A 19,425-nucleotide genomic window follows, 5' to 3' on the forward strand; every position below is an offset into this window, starting at 1 on the left:
CCGCGATTTAATCGCCCCTAGATTGAACAAATTTCAATCCACAAAGATCAACACGCCCTAAGTAATACGTTAATAAAAAACCGTCAACCTTTGGGTTGGCGGTTTTTTTATGGATTATTATAAATACTGCGTTGCTAATTAACCAATAAATTTCGTATTAATGTTTTTTAATGATGATAGTAAACTGTGCTCAACGGTTAGGAAAAACCTAACGATTAAATAAATTAAAACAGGACTAAAACTCATGAAATTACTAAACACATTACTTAGCTCAAAAGCAGGCGTAGCAGCATTAATTTTACGAGTACCAGTTGGCCTTATTTTAGCGGCGCATGGTGCACAAAAACTATTTGCTTGGTTTGGCGGTTACGGGCTTGAAGGTACAGGCCAATGGATGGCGAGTATTGGTTTAGAGCCTGGCTATTGGTTAGCAATGATGGCAGGTAGCGCTGAGTTTTTTGGTGGCATTGCATTAGCAATTGGTTTGTTTACGCGCCCAGCAGCTGTAGTTGCCGGCTTTACTATGCTGATTGCTATTTTTAGCGTACATATTAGTAATGGTTTATTTATGGCAAACAATGGCTATGAATACGCATTAACGTTACTTGTAATAACTGTAGTTTTAGCAATTCAAGGAGCGGGAAGCTTTTCGCTTGATAACGTATTAGTTAAAAAACTAGCTAATAAATAGAGTTTATTAATTGAAGAATAGCGGCCAATTTGGCCGCTATTCTTGTAGGTTAACTACTAAATTATTTAGCTGAAAAAGTTAAAGAATAACTGTACTGCTTTTGCTCAAGTAAATACTCTTTATGAGTACTTGGGCTCCATGAATCATCGCCACCTACACCCATATGTTGATGATCAATGTGTACATGTACGCAATCATCAGCAATGAGTTCGTTAGTGTGTTTTGCTTGCGTTAGCGTACTTTGCGAATACTCGCTGGCTGCAAACAAAAACGCGCCAGTTACGGTTAAGTTATTAATACTCAGCAATTGGCAATCGCTACGCAGGCCATTATCAGTTGGGAATATATACGGTGTATGTAGCTCATTTAAGCTCAAGCTGTAATAACCTAAACGTGCTGCGGCTTTGCGATCTGGGTAGTTTTCAAAAGGCCCTAAACCACGCCAGTTTATTTTTGTATCGCTTTGCTTGTTAAGCGTTGTACTTAGCCCTATACGCGGCATTGGTGGCAGAGTATCGTTTAAGTGCACGTCAATATTTAAGCTAATATTGCCGGTATTATTTAGTGTATATAGCCACTGTGTTTGAGCCTGTAGCACGCCATTAAATTCGTAATTAAATACACAAGTAATACGTACATCAACGCTTGATTGCACTGCGTGAATTGAGCTGCATGTGCGCTGCCATTGCCCTATACCCGCACGCAACCAACGAGCTTCCCATGCATTGGGGTCTAGATTGTCTACTTCGCTTACACCAATGTCGTTATCAAGTGGGGCACGATAAAAGTTATCAACCAGTGGGCTACTAATAACCTGAGTATCGTTTTGTAACCACTGCTCTATAAGCCCTGATTGCTTGCTAAAAACAAGTTTAAATTTATCGTTTTCAATACATAGTTGAGAGTCGGTTTCGTTAACACTTATAGCGTTTTGCTCAGATGATGATGCAAATGATTTACTGTTTAAATTGTTACTATTTATAAGCTTAAACTGCTCTGAATCCATAACGTGATTAGCATTTGCAAAGTGTGAGTCGTTAATTAGTGCTACATCTAAATTAAGGTGATATTGCGCACCTTGCTCAAACGCTGTTTTAGTTTTAATTGTTAACGTGTGCGTACTTTGCGGAGCAATATTAATAATTTGCTCACCTTGTTCAACACAGATGCCATTTTGCATTAACTGCCAAACGAGCTTTTCGTTATCTGTGTGTCTAAATACGTAATCGCTAAATACATCAATAGTGTATTGATTTTTAGTTTGCTCGCGCAGCGTAAATTGTAAATGCTGTTGGCTGTATTTAGCTTCAAACAGGCTAGGGTGCGGCGTGCGGTCTGGGAATAATAAGCCGTTAATACAAAATTGGCGATCGTTTAGTTCATCACCAAAATCGCCACCGTAAGCCCAATAATGCTCACCGTTTTCGTCAGTTTTAGATAAACCTTGGTCTACCCAATCCCAAATAAAGCCGCCTTGTAGGCGAGGGTATTCTCTAAATGCTTGCCAGTAGTCGTCAAAGCTACCTAGGCTGTTACCCATTGCATGGGCGTACTCACATAAAATAAGCGGGCGCGTTTCACCCGGTAGGCTTAGCCATTTTTTTATTGAATATTTTGGTACGGCGTCATCGGCAACATGTGTATTTACACGGGCATACATAGGGCAAATAATGTCGGTTGCAGTGGTATTTGCGCCGCCACCTTCGTATTGCACTGGGCGAGAAGGGTCAAAGCTTTTTGACCATCCGTACATAGCATCGTGGTTGGCGCCGTGTCCGCATTCGTTACCCAGTGACCAAATAATAATAGAGGCGTGGTTTTTATCGCGCTCAACCATTTGTGTATAACGCGACATAAATGCGCCAGCCCACTGCGGATCGCTTGCAAGCCTGCCCATAGGAAACATGCCATGGGTTTCTATATTGGCTTCGTCCACTACGTATAAACCGAGCTCGTCACATAGCTCATAAAAACGAGGGTGGTTAGGGTAGTGAGCAGTACGCACGGCATTAAAGTTATTTTGCTTCATCAGCTTAATATCTTCAATCATATCGGCGGTGCTTACTGTGTGACCGTTTTCTGGGTGGTGTTCGTGGCGGTTAACACCGCGTATAAGTAACGGTTTGCCGTTTAAGCAAAGCTGCCCGTTAAGCATTTCTACTTTTCTAAAGCCAATGTTGTAGGCTTCAACATCTACTGTGTTGCCTTGCTCATCAAGTAGACTCACAACGCAGCGGTATAAGTACGGGGTTTCGGAGGTCCATTTTTTAGGGCTTTGTATATCAATTGTTTGAAATACAACATCGCTCCAGCCACCTTTTTCATCAACACGTTTATTGTTAGTGCTTTGAATTTGTGGCTCACATAGCGCCTGTTCGCCATCAAAAACTTGTACTGCTATTTGATAGTTATTTGGCGCATTAATCGCCGTTTTTATATGTAGCGTTGCATCACGATAGCAAGCGTCTAAATCGGGGGTTATAAACACATCACGTATTTGGTTTTGTGGTTTTGTAAGTAAGTAAACATCGCGAAAAATACCGCTTAGCCACCACATGTCTTGATCTTCTAAATAACTGCCATCGCTCCAACGAATAACCATAACGGCAATACGGTTGGTGCCTGCAACTAACAGTTCGCTTAAATCAAACTCGCTCGGTAAGCGGCTATCTTGTGAATAACCCACCCATTGCCCGTTACACCACAGGTGAAACGCCGAGTTAACGCCTTCAAAAATAATATGATTACGTTGAGTTAGCTGACTTTCACTTATATTAAATTCAGTACGGTAACAGCCCGTAGGGTTATCGCTTGGTACAAATGGCGGGTTAACTGCAAATGGGTATTTAACATTACAGTAAATAGGTTTATCAAAGCCGTGTAATTGCCAGTTAGAAGGCACTGTAATATTTTGCCAGTCGCTGTTTAGTGTTTCACTTAACAATAACTCATCAACCGCTTCGGGTTTATCAAATAATTTAAAGTCCCACTGACCGTTTAAACTTTGTTTTTGTGATTGTGTGTTAGTACGGGCATGCTCTAGCGTTTTAAAGCCATTGAGTGGGCTGTGCGCTTTTACTTGATTAACTTGTACTGAAATTGGGTTTTCCCAATCTCGGCGATTAATTATGTGCTGTAAAGAGGTCATGTTTATCCTATTGCATAAGCGGGCAATTATAATGCGCTAAATATAGCTAAAAATAATCGCAGGGGTTATGCTTAAAGCTCTCCTTTGTTTGTCCAAAACTATCATTGTAATTATGCGCTATAACATTAAAGACATACTCGATATTGGTCCGCGTTGTATAGAACGCTTTATTGATTCACAAACGCTCGCACAAATGCCAAACCTTGAAATAGTACTTGCGGGTTGCTCAAACCTATCGGGTCGTTATTGCGTAGCACGCTCAGCACCGCTAGAACATACACTTTTTTATACATTGGCAGGGCAGGGTAAATTAACAACACACAATGAGCAGTACACACTTAATGCCAATACACTTATTGTGCTACCAGCAAAGCAAAGCTTTGAAGTGAAAATTGATGCTGATCATTGGGATGTTATTTGGTTAAACCTTGCAAATACTAAACGTTGGCAGCATTTAAACTTAGCGCAAGCATTGGTATTAACCGAGCAAAAACTTGAACCGTTACACCTTGCTATGGAGCTTTTATACAGCGAGCCTAATGCTAATTTACGCGAAAGCGTAACGCCTATTTTAAGTCATTACTTAAATGCTACGCTGCAAAATAACTCTCAGGGTGCGGCGCATAATCGTTTAATTAGTTTGTTTGAAGAGGTAGACAAGCGCTTGCAGTTTGATTGGACAATAGAGGCAATGTGCGAACATGTGCATTACTCATCGCCGCATTTACACCGTTTATGCCAAGCGCAATTTGGTAAAAGCCCAATACAACAACTTATTTATTTACGCATTGAGCGAGCTAAAAACTTATTGTTAAACACGGCTTGGCCAATTTCGCATGTGGCAAGTTATGTGGGGTACTCTAATATTTTTAATTTTTCCAAACGTTTTAAGAAGTCGGTAGGCGTGTCGCCAAGCGAATTTAGAAAATAACGTTAGCGGCTCTCTACATTTGAATAAATTTAAGGTATTGTGCGATTTCTTAAATTGCATTTTAGAGTTTTAGGTAGGTAATGCGCTCAAACCGTTTTTTAATAGTGATATTATTAGTGCTTGTACACAGCTTTATTAGCTGTGATGGCGCTGCGTATCATTTGCAAGAAGACGTTGATCACGTAACCAGTTCGTTATCGCAAGGCGACTCCATAGCCGATGATAACCAAAGCGATAAAACATCAACTACCGAAATTCATGCTCACCAACATTGCCATTGTGGCTATAACAGCACCTCTAGCCATTCAATAAGCCCAGAGCAAAGTAAAGCAACTTCGCCTGCGTGCTATAACGGGTTAAATTACCCGCCAGATGTACCGCCACCAAATTTTTATAGCTAGTTTCTAATTTTAAATACTTTGTATATTAGAGCCTGCGTTTATGCGCTATTAGGCTAGTTATATGCATATTTAGGTTACTTGATCGCGCTTGTTTTTAAAGTAGGCGTAGTGATTAAGTTAACTCTGTTTATTAAAAAACGGACACGCTATATGAATAAAAAACCAATTATACTGGTGGCGCTAATGTGCGCGTTACCTGCTTTTAGTAGTTTGGCGAATGTTAAAACATTAACCCTTAAGCAAGCGCTGAGTAATACCGAACAACAAAACCCGGTATTAAAACGCTACCCTTATCATCAAAAAATATTGAGTGCGCTTAAAACTCAAGCAGCTCTTTCGCCTAATCCTGTATTGAATGTTGAAGCCGAAAACTTACTTGGCACAAACAAGGCGCGTGGCATTCAAGGCGCTGAAATAACGCTTGGGCTTAGCCAACTAATAGAGCTGGGCGATAAGCGCCAAAGTCGTATTAATTACGCAACCGCCAATATAAAAGCCCAAGCAATACAGTATCAAAATACCCGTTTAGCATTATTGGCAACCACTGCTGAGCGATACTATCAAGGGCTTAAATTTCAAACATTATTAAGTTTAAACAACGAGCGTAAAGAGGTAGTAACCCAAGCGCTTAAAGCGATTGAACAAAGAGCTAATGCGGGTGCAGCGTCGCAAGCCGATGTAACGCGTATGCGTTATGCACTTAGCCAAGTAGAGCTTGATAAAGCCATGCTTAATAGTGAATTTGAGCGAGCAAGTTTATCGCTTAACGAGCTGTGGAGTGAGGAGCAACCCTACGATACTTTTGCTGGCAATATTAATGCAATTACTGCGCTTAAATCAGCACAAGCACTTTTAGATGCGGTTAACCAAGCCCCTGAATTTGCATTATTACAACAGCAATATTTACAGCAAACAGCTAATTTAACACTGCAAAAAGCAAACGGACAAACCGATATTAATGTAGGGGGAGGCGTGCGCTATAACCAACAAAGCGACTCCAGCTCATTAGTGTTTTCGTTTTCTATGCCACTGCAATTAAGTAACTCTAATAGCGGAAATATTGCAGCTGCAAATAGTCAGCTCATGCTTTTAAATGAGCAGCAAGGGCAATTGCGCATCCAGCTGCGCCAGCAAGTACGTACTTTGTACGCTTATTATCAAGGTCGAGCTAATCAGGCAAAGCTATTATCTGATCAAATTATTCCTCAGGCACAAACATTGATTGAGCAAAGCTTAAAAAGTTATCAACGCGGACAAATTTCGGTGTTGCAATTACTTGATGCTCAACAAGCACTTTTTGATTCTAAACGCACACTTATTACCACTCACGCAGAGCTGTACCAAGTGTTACTTACTCTTGAGCGTTTAACAGGCCAATCTTTAATTGAGACTCATCAATCATGAACAAAAATATAATCGCATTACTAGTATCACTTTCGTTTGCCTGCAGCTTTGTAAGCACTGATGTATTTGCCTCTGCTGAACATGGCGAGTCAGGTCATAAAGAAACAGAGCAACACGATAAAAAACAAGGTCCACACGGCGGCTTTTTATTAACTGACTCTAAATTAACCCTTGAGCTTAAATTGCAAGAATTTGCAGGTAATGTTGAGCTGCGCGTATACGGCTATAAACAAAATAAGCCAATTAATATAAACGACTTAAACATAACAATGAGTTTAAAGCGCTTAGTTGAAGGGTCGCAAAATATACAGTTTGCAGCTGAGGGCGACTACCTTGTTAGCACGCAATCAATTAACGAACCACATTCGTTTGCACTTACCGTTACTGCTAATTATAAAGGCGAGAGCATTAGCTATGAATACGACCAACACGAAGGCCGTACCACGCTAACAGAGCGAGCTATTGAGCGCGCAGTTATTAAAACTGAGATAGCGCAAAGTGGTAAAGTGGATATTACCGATACGCTTTTTGGCGTTATTGCCCCAACACAACATGGCACGGTAGAAGTAATGGCGCCGTATACAGGATTGATCAGCGATATTTTTGTAAGCATTGGTCAAAACGTTAAAAAAGGCGAAGTACTTGCCAATGTAACCAACCGCGAAACACTGCAAAATTACGCCATTAAAAGCCCAATTAGCGGCGTTGTAACCGAGCAATACTTAAAGCGTGGCGAGCTTGCAAGCACCAGCGCACTGATGCAGGTAGTTAACCTTGATAAAGTGTGGGTTGAGTTATCGGCTTTTCCTGAAAACATTGAAAAACTCGCCATTGGTCAAAGCGCTAAAGTGTACGACTTGCATCACCATTTAAATACGCAAGGCAAAGTGTTTTTTATAGCCCCAATGATGACAGGCGGGCACATAGCGCGTGCCCGTATAGAGCTTAATAACCCAGACGGGCATTGGCGCCCAGGCATGCATATAAATAGCGATGTAAGTGTGGCTAAAATAAATGCCAGCGTGCGTGTAAAGCCACAAGCCATTCAAGAGTTTAACGGTCAACCCAGTGTGTTTGTTCGTAAAAATAATGTATTTGAAGTGCGCCCCGTTACCTTAGGCGCAAAAAATAGCGAGTGGGTAGAAGTACTTGCAGGTTTAAACGCGGGTAGCGAATACGTAACAGACAATAGTTATGTCATTAAAGCTGATATTTTAAAAAGCGGCGCAAGCCACGCTCACTAGGAGGCACCATGATTAATTGGATAGTTTCTTTTGCGGTTAAACGCCGCATGCTGGTGCTTGCGCTTACATTTTTATTTGCTGGATTTGGTGTATACAACATTCAAAATTTAGCGGTAGACGCAGTACCCGATATAACTAACGTACAAGTGCAAATTAATACCAAAGCACAGGGTTTTACGCCATTAGAGGTAGAGCAACGCATTACTTATTTGGTAGAAACCGCCATGGCGGGCATACCTAAGCTTGATTACACCCGTTCGCTTTCGCGTTATGGGCTTTCGCAAGTAACGGTTATTTTTGATGAAGGCACCGATATTTATTGGGCGCGTCAGCAAATTGGTGAGCGCATTCAAAGTATTCGATCCGACTTACCTAATAACGTAGAGCCAAACTTGGGTCCTATTGCCAGTGGTTTAGGCGAAATATTTACTTATAGTGTGCACGCCGCGCCTAATGCGTTAAAAGAAGATGGCACTGCCTACAACGCCGAAGACTTACGTACTTTGCAAGATTGGGTTATTCGTCCGCAGCTTTTAAAAGTAAAAGGCGTAACCGAAATAAACAGCCAAGGTGGTTTTGAGCGTCAATATCAAGTAGCGCCAGTGCCCGAAAAACTCATTGCCTATAAGCTTACTATTAGCGATGTAATTAGTGCACTTGAGGTTAATAACAGTAACCGAGGCGCAGGCTATATTGAGCGTTTTGATGGGCAATATTTAGTACGCTCACCAGGGCAGTTAAAAACCATTGATGACATAGCCAATACCGTTATAGCTAAGCGCGACGATGCACCTGTACGCATTAAAGATGTGGCTAACGTGCTTTTAGGCAAAGAGCTTAGAACTGGCGCGGCCACTTATAACGGCGAGGAAACCGTGCTCGGCACCGCCATGATGCTAATTGGCGAAAACAGCCGCGTAGTGGCAAAAGCGATGGCTGATAAGTTAGTTGATGTGCAAAAAAGCTTACCCGCTGGCGTTATTGTTGAAGCGGTTTACGACCGTACAACTCTTGTTGATAAAACCATAGCAACCGTGCAAACCAACTTATTTGAAGGTGCCATTTTAGTGATAGTGATTTTGCTATTACTGCTGGGTAATGTAACGGGCGCGCTTATTACGGCAATGGTTATTCCGTTGAGTATGTTGTTTGCCGTTACAGGTATGGTGGGTAATCGCGTATCGGGTAACCTAATGAGCCTAGGCGCAATCGATTTTGGTTTAATTGTTGATGGTGCTGTAATTGTAGTTGAAAACTGCCTGCGCCAACTCGGTGTAGCTCAGCATAAACATGGCAGGCTACTTACTTTAAACGAGCGTTTAAATGTAGTGACCGCAGCCACCAAAGAAGTATTTACACCGGCTGTATTTGGCATTGTTATTATTATGCTGGTTTACTTACCTTTATTTGCACTAAGCGGCGTTGAAGGCAAAATGTTTCAGCCAATGGCGTTTACTGTAGTTGCGGCGTTAATTGGCGCGCTTATATTTGGCGTTACATTTGTACCTGCTGCTATTGCAGTGTTTGTTCGCGGTAAGGTTGATGAATCCGAAAACGCAGTCATGCGCGGCGTTAAAAAAGTGTATAAGCCATTACTTGGTATATCGCTTAAATTACCGTGGCTGATGGTGGGTATTGCCACTGCATTAGTATTAGTGCTTGGTTTTAAAGTTAAAAACATGGGCGCAGAATTTTTACCGAAACTTGATGAGGGCGATATTGCTATGCACGCGCTGCGCATTACTGGCACTGGTATTGAGCAATCTGTGCAAATGCAAAAAGAACTTGAGCAAACCATATTAGATCAGCCTGAGGTTGCTAACGTATTTTCAAAAATTGGTACTGCTGATGTAGCAAGCGATCCTATGCCGCCCAATGTTGCCGATACTTTTTTAATACTTAAACCGCAAGAAGAGTGGCCTAATCCAGCACTCACTAAAGCAGAATTGGTTCAGCAAATTCGTACCCGTGTTAACGATGTACCAGGTAATAATTACGAATTTACACAACCAATAGAAATGCGCTTTAACGAGTTAATTGCTGGCGTGCGCGCCGATGTGGCACTGCGTATTTATGGTGACGACTTAAGCGTACTTAAAGAGTTTGGCGAAAAAGCCACAGGGCTAATGCGTAATATTGCAGACGCTACCGATGTACGTTTGGAGCAAATGGAAGGATTGCCAACACTTTCGGTAACACCAATGCGCGACCACATGGCGTTATTAGGTTTAAGCGTAAACGATATTCAACAAACACTTGCCGCCGCTGTTGGTGGTGTGCAAACCGGACTAATTTACGAGGGCGATAAACGTTTTTCGTTATTAGTGCGCCTTGATAAGCGTTGGTCTAGCGATGTATCAGCACTTGCTCGTTTGCCAGTTGCTTTACCTAAAGATAGTAACCCAGAACTTGCATTTGTACCGCTTGGCGAAGTAGCGACAATCAGCATTGAAAAAGGGCCTAATCAAATAAACCGCGAAAGTGGTAAGCGCAATGTAGTAGTAACTGCCAATGTAGAAGGGCGCGATTTAGCAAGCTTTGTAAGTGATGCGCAAGCGAGCATGAATGAATCACTTAATTTACCAAGTGGCTATTGGCTTGAATACGGCGGCACGTTTGAGCAGCTACAATCGGCAAGTAAGCGATTGTCGTTGGTTGTGCCGGTCACTTTACTGCTTATATTTGGCTTACTGTATAGCGCCTTTGGATCGCTTCGTGATTCATTGATTATATTTAGTGGTGTGCCACTGGCATTAACGGGGGGTGTGCTTGCGTTATTGCTGCGCGATATGCCGCTTTCAATTTCAGCGGGTGTGGGGTTTATTGCCCTAAGTGGTGTCGCGGTATTAAACGGCGTGGTTATGCTGTCGTTTATTAAGCAGTTACGAAGCGACGGCTTAAGTTTGTTTGAAGCAATTCACAGCGGTGCATTACAGCGCCTGCGCCCAGTACTGATGACTGCGCTGGTGGCAAGTTTAGGCTTTATACCTATGGCGCTTAATTCGGGAACGGGTTCTGAAATGCAAAAACCTCTCGCCACAGTAGTGGTTGGCGGGATTATTTCATCAACTTTACTGACACTGTTAATATTGCCTGCGCTTTATAAGTTAGTGCATTCTAAATTTACTAAAAAAGCAGAAGCTGAATTAGCTTAAATACTAGCTATTGATAATATAATAAAAAAGCAGCTGTACTTATCAGCTGCTTTTTTATTTGGGTATTATTTAGCAAAAATACTACATTAATTATATTGAAAAAGATTATCCCAGCGCTCATCCAGTATCGTTTTTGCATGATCTAAATTTATTGCGCTATACACATCACTAGTGCACGTTACCAAACGCATACGCACCAGCTTTTCAAGTGCGTCGCTAATTTCAAAATCAAGATCGCACTGGTATTTACTTTTAAACCAATGCTCTATTTGTTCATCAAGCGTTTGTGCGGTTAAGCCGCTTTCTGATTTGAGTAAAAAGGTATACGCAAGCAGGGCTTCTTTTATGTCTTCTTCTTCGGCGGCGTCAATAAGCGTGTGAAAAACACCCGCGTTGTTATCGAGGTTTTTAAAGTAGAGGTTATCGCTAAGGGCTTTCATAAATTTTATTTTACGGTTTTTAAACTTACTCCATTCTTTAAAAATAAAGCTGCCAAAAACCCCCATGCCAATAGCAAAGGTAATAAAATGTTGTTGGGTCATTTCTACAGCTTCACTTCTAAAACCACCCCAAAAAGCAAACAGAGCAAGCAATAATACGATTGATGCGCCAAGTTTAGTTATAAGTACCACTGCACCGCCAACTAAAGCCGATGAGCCAATAATTGCTTTATCAATAGGGCGCATGCGTACTTCGCTATTAGGAAATAGCATTTCGAGATCAGCCTTTGGCACATTTTGAAACAACTTTACTATGGTTGAACTTGGCTCAAACCCCATTGGCGTTTTATTTTTAGCTGCAAAATAAGCGCTGTCTTTAAAGCGAATAAACACCGCAACTCGGTCGTAATTAGTAAAGTGCAGCGGTTTTTTACGAAGGCCCCAAAAGCTGATGATGGTTTCAGTGAGTTGCGACTCGCCACGGCGATAAAATACCACTTCTTCAAAGTCGTCAAACTCAACCTCAAGGCGCACTTTAAATAGTGATTCTTCGTTTAATGCCTCTTGTAAGTCTTCATTGGTGATCACTTCAAAATTAGCAGCATTGAGTACTTTGGCAAAATCTTTAGCAAACTCATGTTGGCACTGCGCTTTTTGATCCGCCGATACTGGCGCTAACGATCGCGTGTCACTGTTGGGATCAAACGGGGCGTAGTTATTTTTAAGTGATTCAAGTGTTGCGTGGTAATCGTAATGAATAAGGCTTGCTAGTAAATCACAAAATTGTTTAAACGATGTTTTTTGTGTACTGCTTCTAAGCTCTTCGCTACACATATCAACAATATCTTGCTTTCTAAAGGGAATAAAACGCGCACTTTGCATAAATTTAATAACTACTTACAATTAAAATACTCACTACTTTTAATTGTAAGTTAATTTGTCTGCTATTTCTAACGTGCTTTTTGTTTAAGCACTATTTATCTTGGCTAGAAGGAAAAAAGCCGAGTTATAGTCATAACTCGGCCTAAATATTAATTATTTTGTGTACCTTAAAATTTATAACTTACATTTACACCTAAATTACGGCCTGCTTCGCTGTAGCGTTTAATGCCGTTATCAGTCACTCCGATCCCAGGTCTCATATCACCTTGGTCAACAAAGCGAACACTATCCCAACGGTAATATTCTTTATCTGTTACGTTGTATACGCCTGCAACCAAGCGTAAAGACTCAGTAATATTGTAATACCCAGTTAGGTCAATAATTGTTGCTGCATTACTAGAATAAAGAGGGTATGTTTTTTCGCCATTTTCATCGATTGTAAAGGAGTCTTTATCTTCTTTACCTGCAGTGTAAGAAGCATATGTGTGAACGCCCCAATTACCTTCAGGCTGGTCGTAGCTTATTCCCCACGTTAAATTAAACGGCTGAATAGAGTAGATAGGCGTATCTTCGCTATTTTCACCACTTGTATAAGCCGCTTGTACACGCGTTTTTAAACCGGGTGTTAAATCAAATGTGCGGCTTAGGTTAAGGTCGGCCGAGAACTCAATACCTTTAATTTCAACGGTATCTGAATTAAAGTTGACAAAAAATCCATCTGGGTCTGTTTCACCCGTATTAGTATTTATGCCTTGGCGTTTTTCGCTATCAATAAAGTCTTTATACTTACTGAAAAAAGTACCTAAACGAAAACTACCTTTAGAAAACTCACCAACTAATGCAACGTCATAGTTAGTGCTGTATTCCGCTTTTAGATCGGCATTGGGAACTTCATTCCAATCATCGAGAGTGCCACTTGTTGTGTACATATCTTCAATGGTAGGTGCTCTGAAGCCAGTTGATACACCCATTTCAATACTAAATGAATCATTGAGTGCTTGTTCAATGCCAGCTGTCCATGTTGCCATAGAGAACGAAATTTCTCCTAATGTTCCTGATTCATCTGAATAGTTTTCATCTGCTTTAGCATTATATGTATAGTGGTCATATCGTGCGCCAAGACGCGCCTGAGTTGTTTTTCCAAGATTAAACGTATCTAAGGCGTATAAAGTATAAATGTCGGCTTCTGATTTTGGGATCAAAGCTTGGCTGCTTGATTCTACCCAACCCTTGTCGTTTAAAATGCTGTTAGACTTTCGTACTTGTGAGTTTTCATAGTCTTTATTTAATATTTCAGCACCATAAACTAATTTATGTTTTTGTTGCGCAAACTTAAATGACTTCTCTAGATCAACTGTTACTTGGAATAGGTCTTGATTAAAAGCACGTGTATCAACACGGTCTTCATCGGTAGTTATTCCACCACCAAAACCAAATCTAGCGTGTTGGCTCGTATTAGCCGCAAAGTCGATACTTTGTTTATTTAATGCAGTGGTTATTTTATCAAAAAGAGCTGTTTCACCTTCGTATTTATGAAAAACACCAACTCGGGTTGTTTTACTTATATCGTTGCCTACTCGGTTTGAATACCAACCCCCATTAAATGATTGCGTATCAGTAATTACTTTTGTTTTATAATAAGTACCAACAAATCCAATTTCATTGTCAGGACTAATTTCATAAATAAGCTTAGCTAGTACACTATTTAACTTAGTATCTTGAGGGTCAGGAATTTCTCTGGCAGAGCCTTCTATATCAGCGCCATTCATATCATAGTTTTCAAATTCATTACCATCGCGATAGGTATAAATAATGAGTGATTCTAGAGCACCAGTTCTATTAGCCGCAGTGAGTGAGGTCATTGTTTCGCTATTTTCACCACTGTAGCCTGCTTTTATGGCAAAACCTGAGTCATCGCCTTGATAAGAAAGAAAATCGTCAGGATCTTTCGTTGTCATATTAACGGCACCAGCAAGCGAACCGTTACCCGATAAAATAGCATCAGCACCTTTAACAATTTCAACTGATTTTAGTGCTTCAATATCGACACCATTACGTGAACCTTTAAAATATCCGTAAGCTTGTCCGCTTTCGTACTTTAGTGTTTCGCCCTGTGGCACACCATCAACATTAATAGCAACTCGGTCTTCATCTAATCCTCTAATATTAAAGCCACTTGCACCCCAGCGATCATCACCTTTTGATACAGATACACCAGGTACTAATTTTACTAAATCTTCAAAGTTATCAACTTGGCGAAGTGCTAATTCTTCACTACTAAGTACTTCTACTACCGCATCACGCTCAATGCTTTGAGATTTAACAACCGTTTTTTCTAGTGTTTGTATGGTCTGTCCGAAAGCTTGCCCACTAAGTGCAATGGTTATTGCACTGGTTAAAATGGATTTTTTATATTTCATGATGATCCCTAATTTAATGTTAATTTAAATGCAAAGGCAAACGATTGCGATTTACACATTTATTTTTTAATAATACCTTTAAATGAGTAAGCGTTAGAGGCGATTATTATTTGTTGTTTTATAAGTTATGCTTACAATTCCCAGTTCACCTTTAGCAGGAATGACTAATTTTTTAGGTAGTGAGGCTGATTCAGTATGAGGGCTAAACTCAAATTCAATCCGTTTATAGTTGTGGCCTCCACCTTCTCTTGCCGCTTCTATATTTAGATAGTATTTAGCTTTTCTATCAAATTCACCATTGTTATTTAGGCCACTCCAAAGAACTTTATATTCTCCTGGTCGGCGAGTTGGACGAGCTATACCATCTAATAAATCTGGATTTTTACGACCGACACGTCGCCACCAACGACTGTTTTCTTTAGCCCATCGATTACTTTCACCCAGTAATAGTAAATTATAAACACTACGGTTTTGGCGATCGCTTATCCAAATAGCAACATAAGGTTTTTCATATTTAGCTACTTGTAAATTAGGTATTTGATATTCTATTTGCAGTGAGTTAGCAGAAAGCTCATCAATGGCTTCAGTTTCAGAGCCTACAAAAGTATGCCATCCAGCTGATGCCACTTTTAAACCTTGAGGCGATACTATTAATGCTTCAACATTTTCTAGTTGATTAACCCAATCTATTCCTTGTGATATTGATTGAGTGCTTAATGCCGTTGCGATGGCATCTGCAGTGACGGCGTCTTTAGCTATAACCGTTGCAGATGGCGCATAGTCCATTGGCCAGCCATCTTGTGGATCTAAAATATGACTAAATTTTCTTCTTTGAATCTGTCTAAAGCGATTATGGTGACTACTTGATGCAATGGCCATATTTGATAAATTCACATAATATGGCGCTGCTGATTGAGCATCGTTTAGATTTGTCGGATCGGCTATTGCAACATGCCATTTAGCATTATTATTTGGTTTTCCCCAATAATATGCATCACCGCCAATATCTAATTTTAATCCCGTTGCATCAGGCAATAACGAATGCAAATGCGCATAAGCTAAGTCAATAATAAACCCTTTTGCTAACCCCGCAGGATCAAGTGCTATTTTTTCATCTAATATTACACTGCTTTTTACAGCATCAATGTTAATGGTTGAGCGTTGGATGTCGCGAGCTTTATAACGTACGGCAATCCTATCTGGTACGCTATCAGTGCGTTCAGCGGCTAACCAAAGCTCTTTTAATTTTCCCATTTTGCAACTGAATTTTTTATGCGAAGCGGCATGCCATTTTTCACATAATTCAACAATTTCAATTAATTCACTAGGAAGGTTTTGTTTACTTCCTAATTTGTTTAGCAAGCTAATCTGACTCTCTTTTTGCCACGTTGAAAGAATCCCTTCTAAGCGTGTTATTTCATTTAATGTACTACCTATCGCTTTTTCGGCTTGCAGTTGAGGTACACCTGCAATGCTTATATCCATTGATGTACCTAATACATTATCGTAATGGGCATTTACCATTGCAAGAACTGGCTGTGTGTTAAAAATAAGCAATAAAGCAGCACCGAATATTTTTTTTAACATGATTTATCAACATTCCTTAATTCAATATTGTTCTCCCTGCCTGTAAATTTATTGGCAGGGAGGCGTTTAATATTCAGTAATTAGTGTTTGATGATTTTGCCGTTTTATTGTTGCTCACATATTCATTTTTTTTAGGCGCTGGATCTAGGTTGTTGACGATACCGTCTTTGTCAGTATCCCAACGTGTAAAACTACGATGCCCTGACAGCTGGTATTCAGCAAAGGTCATTGCACCATCTTCATCTTTATCTAAAACATTAAAACGAATGTGTGTTTGTTTTAATGCAGCTTTGCGTGTACTGGCTATCTTTTTATCTAAACGGTTTTCATATTCAAAAATATACTCTTGCTCTGTTAGCCAATTATTAGCATCTTCGTCGGCACGATTAAAGTCTTGTCGACGGCGTTGGTTAAATTCTTTTTGGGTAATAATGTTATCTTGATTTAGGTCGTATTTAATAAAAAAACCTTTTCGATCGTGCGTTGTTGGCATACGAAGTAGGCGTTTTGCTCTGTTTAATTTGTTTTGTTTTTCTTGTGCTAATTGCTGCTCAGTTTTTTCAACCGTTTTCTTTTCTGTTTTTCTTTTTGGCTCAGGATCTAGGTCGTTAATTGTGCCGTCTTTATTTACATCATATTTTGTAAAACTACGTACACCAGATGCTTGGTATTCTTGCCATTCCATTTTAGCATTTTCATTTTTATCGAGTGCTTTGAAGCGTACTGTGGTTTGTTTAACTTGCACTAATCTATCAAGGGTAAGTTGTTTATCCATACGGTCTTGGTATTCAAAAACATATTCGTTTTCGCTTACTGCGCCATCCTTATTTTCGTCAGTGCTGTTAAAGTTATTCTGTCGGGCATTGTCAAATTCAGCTAAGTGCACATTGCCGTCATTGTTGGTATCGTATTGGTTTATGTAAATCGACTTGCTATGCGATGCTGCATTTGTGACTGTACTTAGTAGTGCTAAAACAGTAGTAAAAGTAATCGTTATTATTTTGTTCATTTTATTTCTCGTTTATTCTGTCGCTTCAACAACAAGGGTGTAGGTATTACTGATTTGAGGAGCCGGAGAGCCTTTAGGTGCATCACTTTTATAACGTGCACGTAAAAGGTATACGCCTTGTTTTTGTGGCATAAAGCTAAACTCGCCTTTATCGTTACTTTTTAATGAGATGGAAGGTTTATCATTGCTAAATTGATCGTTCGCCTGAAAAACATCAACAGTTAAGTCAGCCAGTGGTTTTCCATTAAACACGCTAACCATTGATAAACGTTCACCAACAAAAAGTTCATTAGGGTGGCTTTTAGCAACAAACTCTAAGCCTTGACCGTAAGGTTTTAGGGCTGTTTCACTTGGGGCACCTTTGGTTACATAACTTTCAGCTAAGGTGAGTGATTGGAAAAAGGCGAGTAACTTTCCTCCCTCAGGGATTGCATCCATTGGGTTTTCTAGCGATTTTCTTTCACCGTTTATTTCATACATTTTAAACACACGGCCTAAGCGTTTACCTGTGCTAAAGCGATAAGTACCTTCTTCTTTTAGCTGATGTTCTACAACCATACGTAAATGCAATTTCACAACATTATCAGGATTTATGGTTTCACCATTAGGAGTAATTACAGTAAAAATACTGTTATTAAACGCAAGCTCAGGAACAAAAAATTTCTCTGCAAAAGCAGCGTCTAAAGTAACGTTATCTTGACTTGATTCATCAAAAGAGTAGGGCGCTAAATAAGGAGTGTGGGCATAACTTGTTGCACAGACTGTGAGTAGCATCACACCTGTTAATAGTTTTTTTAAACGCATAATAAATTCCTAATTAAGTAAACAAATAATACAGTTGAGCGGGAATAATTTCGCCATATTATATATAAATACGAATAATTCGCAATATCATTTTCATTTAATTGGTGTGTTTTTTACATGAATATGTTTTCAGTAAAAACCTTGGACTTAGCTTGTAACGTTTATTGCTTATAAGGCGAAAGATATGTAATAAATAGCGACTTGCTCATAAATATGTATTTTCATCCTGTATTAAGCTGAATATGCGATGATACTTCGCAAGTTAGTTATATTGTTACTTGGATTGTAGGGAGGTTAATTTAACCTGAACTGTGGATAATAAATCTATCTCAAGCAGCTATTTTCAGCGCTCACTGTGTTGAATTTACTTGCAACAGGCCAGCTATTGACGCGTAAGCTCGTCTTGCTTTCACTGAAAATTTCTGGCTAGAGAATATAAATTTACATATCACTATAATTCAATACGTTGGTAAATATCTTAACCAGAACTCAGGTTAATTTAACTTTATTAGCATTCGATTTTGGTGGGTTTATCTCTGTAGGTTAAATTTACGGTAGTGTTTTTTTAGGTGAAATAGACTTTATATTTGCTTTAAGTGTCTGATAAATAAAAATAAAGCCCTCTGCTTTATATTGTCGAGAGTTTAAATTATAGAAGGGAATTATAATGGCTATTCAAAAAAAGCTTAAACAAAAAACACGTCAATTTATAGATTCTAAGCATATGTTAAGTGGTATTACCGTTGCGTCTTTTTTAGAGTCGACTATAGTCCCTATTCCACTTGAGGCTGTTTTAGTGCCATTAATGCAAGCTCGACGTGAAAAACTTTGGCTTATTGCATTTATGGCTACTTTGGGATGTGTTGTGGGAGCTCTGTTTGGCTATGCTTTGGGTTATTACCTATTTGACGCCGTTGGTGATTGGATCATTAATACGTTTTCAACACCTGAGCAATTTAAAAATGTTCAGCAACAAATGCAAGAACAAGGTTTTTGGTTTGTTATAACGCTTGGTATTGTACCAATCCCTTTTCAAATAGCGATGCTTGCTGCTGGTGCAACTAAATATTCAATTTGGTTATTTTTGTTAGCCAGTGCTATTGCACGTTCTATTCGTTATTTTAGTTTGGCTATTATTGTGTATTACGCGGGTAATCAAGCTGAACGGATAATTAGTAAACATAAAACTAAGGCTATGATTGGTTTAAGTGTTTTAATACTAGGGACATGGGGGGTAAGTACACTCATTTAACGCAGTGGTTTTGTATCTGAATTTTGAACGTGTGTTATAATTTTACGTGTTGCTCAT

13 protein-coding genes are annotated in these 19,425 nt (G+C 39.7%); 7 read left to right on the forward strand and 6 right to left on the reverse strand.

Annotated elements, in window-relative coordinates; genetic code table 11:
• Positions 1 to 244: 244 nt before the first annotated feature.
• Complete coding sequence (locus tag DC53_RS16100) at positions 245 to 691, forward strand: DoxX family protein (protein WP_033028706.1); 447 nt, start codon at positions 245 to 247, stop codon at positions 689 to 691.
• 61 nt (positions 692 to 752) lie between these two features.
• On the opposite strand, the gene DC53_RS16095 is transcribed toward DC53_RS16100, so the two are convergent.
• On the reverse strand, positions 753 to 3,839 hold the full coding sequence (locus DC53_RS16095; RefSeq protein WP_033028707.1) for a beta-galactosidase: 3,087 nt from the start codon (positions 3,837 to 3,839) through the stop codon (positions 753 to 755).
• Positions 3,840 to 3,951: 112 nt separating this feature from the next.
• On the opposite strand from DC53_RS16095, the gene DC53_RS16090 reads away from it, so the two are divergent.
• The 5 genes from DC53_RS16090 (at position 3,952) to DC53_RS16070 (ending at position 10,974) form a co-directional block, all read left to right on the forward strand.
• Complete coding sequence (locus DC53_RS16090) at positions 3,952 to 4,770, forward strand: AraC family transcriptional regulator (protein ID WP_033028708.1); 819 nt, start codon at positions 3,952 to 3,954, stop codon at positions 4,768 to 4,770.
• Positions 4,771 to 4,850: 80 nt separating this feature from the next.
• Positions 4,851 to 5,171: a hypothetical protein gene (locus tag DC53_RS16085; protein WP_033028709.1), complete on the forward strand. Its 321-nt coding sequence runs from the start codon at positions 4,851 to 4,853 to the stop codon at positions 5,169 to 5,171.
• A gap of 150 nt (positions 5,172 to 5,321) precedes the next feature.
• The gene (locus DC53_RS16080) at positions 5,322 to 6,575 is read left to right on the forward strand and encodes a TolC family protein (protein WP_033028710.1); all 1,254 of its coding nucleotides are present in this window, start codon (positions 5,322 to 5,324) and stop codon (positions 6,573 to 6,575) included.
• A complete protein-coding gene (locus DC53_RS16075) occupies positions 6,572 to 7,819 on the forward strand; it encodes an efflux RND transporter periplasmic adaptor subunit (protein WP_033028712.1) in 1,248 nt (415 codons plus the stop codon). Before DC53_RS16080 ends, DC53_RS16075 begins: the two co-directional genes overlap by 4 nt.
• An 8-nt stretch (positions 7,820 to 7,827) precedes the next feature.
• Positions 7,828 to 10,974, forward strand: a complete 3,147-nt coding sequence (locus DC53_RS16070; RefSeq protein WP_033028713.1) for an efflux RND transporter permease subunit — start codon at positions 7,828 to 7,830, stop codon at positions 10,972 to 10,974.
• A gap of 86 nt (positions 10,975 to 11,060) precedes the next feature.
• On the opposite strand, the gene DC53_RS16065 is transcribed toward DC53_RS16070, so the two are convergent.
• The 5 genes from DC53_RS16065 to DC53_RS16045 all read right to left on the reverse strand — a co-directional run bounded on the left by DC53_RS16065 (position 11,061) and on the right by DC53_RS16045 (position 18,116).
• Positions 11,061 to 12,296 (reverse strand): TMEM143 family protein, encoded by a 1,236-nt coding sequence (locus DC53_RS16065; protein ID WP_007378236.1) that lies wholly within the window; start codon positions 12,294 to 12,296, stop codon positions 11,061 to 11,063.
• 167 nt (positions 12,297 to 12,463) lie between these two features.
• Complete coding sequence (locus tag DC53_RS16060; protein ID WP_007378237.1) at positions 12,464 to 14,716, reverse strand: TonB-dependent hemoglobin/transferrin/lactoferrin family receptor; 2,253 nt, start codon at positions 14,714 to 14,716, stop codon at positions 12,464 to 12,466.
• 93 nt (positions 14,717 to 14,809) lie between these two features.
• On the reverse strand, positions 14,810 to 16,303 hold the full coding sequence (locus DC53_RS16055) for a DUF2271 domain-containing protein (RefSeq protein WP_033028714.1): 1,494 nt from the start codon (positions 16,301 to 16,303) through the stop codon (positions 14,810 to 14,812).
• Between the two features lie 73 nt (positions 16,304 to 16,376).
• On the reverse strand, positions 16,377 to 17,312 hold the full coding sequence (locus tag DC53_RS16050; RefSeq protein WP_033028715.1) for an EF-hand domain-containing protein: 936 nt from the start codon (positions 17,310 to 17,312) through the stop codon (positions 16,377 to 16,379).
• Positions 17,313 to 17,324: 12 nt separating this feature from the next.
• Entirely contained in the window at positions 17,325 to 18,116 is a 792-nt protein-coding gene (locus DC53_RS16045; protein WP_007378240.1) for a DUF4198 domain-containing protein, read from the reverse strand.
• Positions 18,117 to 18,783: 667 nt separating this feature from the next.
• Between DC53_RS16045 and DC53_RS16040 the strand changes: the two genes are divergently transcribed.
• Positions 18,784 to 19,368 carry a YqaA family protein gene (locus DC53_RS16040; protein ID WP_007378241.1) on the forward strand — a complete coding sequence of 195 codons (585 nt, stop codon included), beginning with the start codon at positions 18,784 to 18,786 and terminating at the stop codon, positions 19,366 to 19,368.
• The last annotated feature ends 57 nt before the right edge of the window (positions 19,369 to 19,425 follow it).

The organism is Pseudoalteromonas fuliginea (assembly GCF_000690055.1).
In the GTDB taxonomy this organism is placed as follows: Bacteria; Pseudomonadota; Gammaproteobacteria; order Enterobacterales; family Alteromonadaceae; genus Pseudoalteromonas; species Pseudoalteromonas fuliginea.

Excerpts from the sequence above, each read along its gene's own strand:
- DC53_RS16100 (WP_033028706.1), top strand. The coding sequence starts at position 245 with ATGAAATTACTAAACACATTACTTAGCTCAAAAGCAGGCGTAGCAGCA.
- DC53_RS16095 (WP_033028707.1), bottom strand. The coding sequence starts at position 3,839 with ATGACCTCTTTACAGCACATAATTAATCGCCGAGATTGGGAAAACCCA.
- DC53_RS16090 (WP_033028708.1), top strand. The coding sequence starts at position 3,952 with ATGCGCTATAACATTAAAGACATACTCGATATTGGTCCGCGTTGTATA.
- DC53_RS16085 (WP_033028709.1), top strand. The coding sequence starts at position 4,851 with ATGCGCTCAAACCGTTTTTTAATAGTGATATTATTAGTGCTTGTACAC.
- DC53_RS16080 (WP_033028710.1), top strand. The coding sequence starts at position 5,322 with ATGAATAAAAAACCAATTATACTGGTGGCGCTAATGTGCGCGTTACCT.
- DC53_RS16075 (WP_033028712.1), top strand. The coding sequence starts at position 6,572 with ATGAACAAAAATATAATCGCATTACTAGTATCACTTTCGTTTGCCTGC.
- DC53_RS16070 (WP_033028713.1), top strand. The coding sequence starts at position 7,828 with ATGATTAATTGGATAGTTTCTTTTGCGGTTAAACGCCGCATGCTGGTG.
- DC53_RS16065 (WP_007378236.1), bottom strand. The coding sequence starts at position 12,296 with ATGCAAAGTGCGCGTTTTATTCCCTTTAGAAAGCAAGATATTGTTGAT.
- DC53_RS16060 (WP_007378237.1), bottom strand. The coding sequence starts at position 14,716 with ATGAAATATAAAAAATCCATTTTAACCAGTGCAATAACCATTGCACTT.
- DC53_RS16055 (WP_033028714.1), bottom strand. The coding sequence starts at position 16,303 with ATGTTAAAAAAAATATTCGGTGCTGCTTTATTGCTTATTTTTAACACA.
- DC53_RS16050 (WP_033028715.1), bottom strand. The coding sequence starts at position 17,312 with ATGAACAAAATAATAACGATTACTTTTACTACTGTTTTAGCACTACTA.
- DC53_RS16045 (WP_007378240.1), bottom strand. The coding sequence starts at position 18,116 with ATGCGTTTAAAAAAACTATTAACAGGTGTGATGCTACTCACAGTCTGT.
- DC53_RS16040 (WP_007378241.1), top strand. The coding sequence starts at position 18,784 with ATGGCTATTCAAAAAAAGCTTAAACAAAAAACACGTCAATTTATAGAT.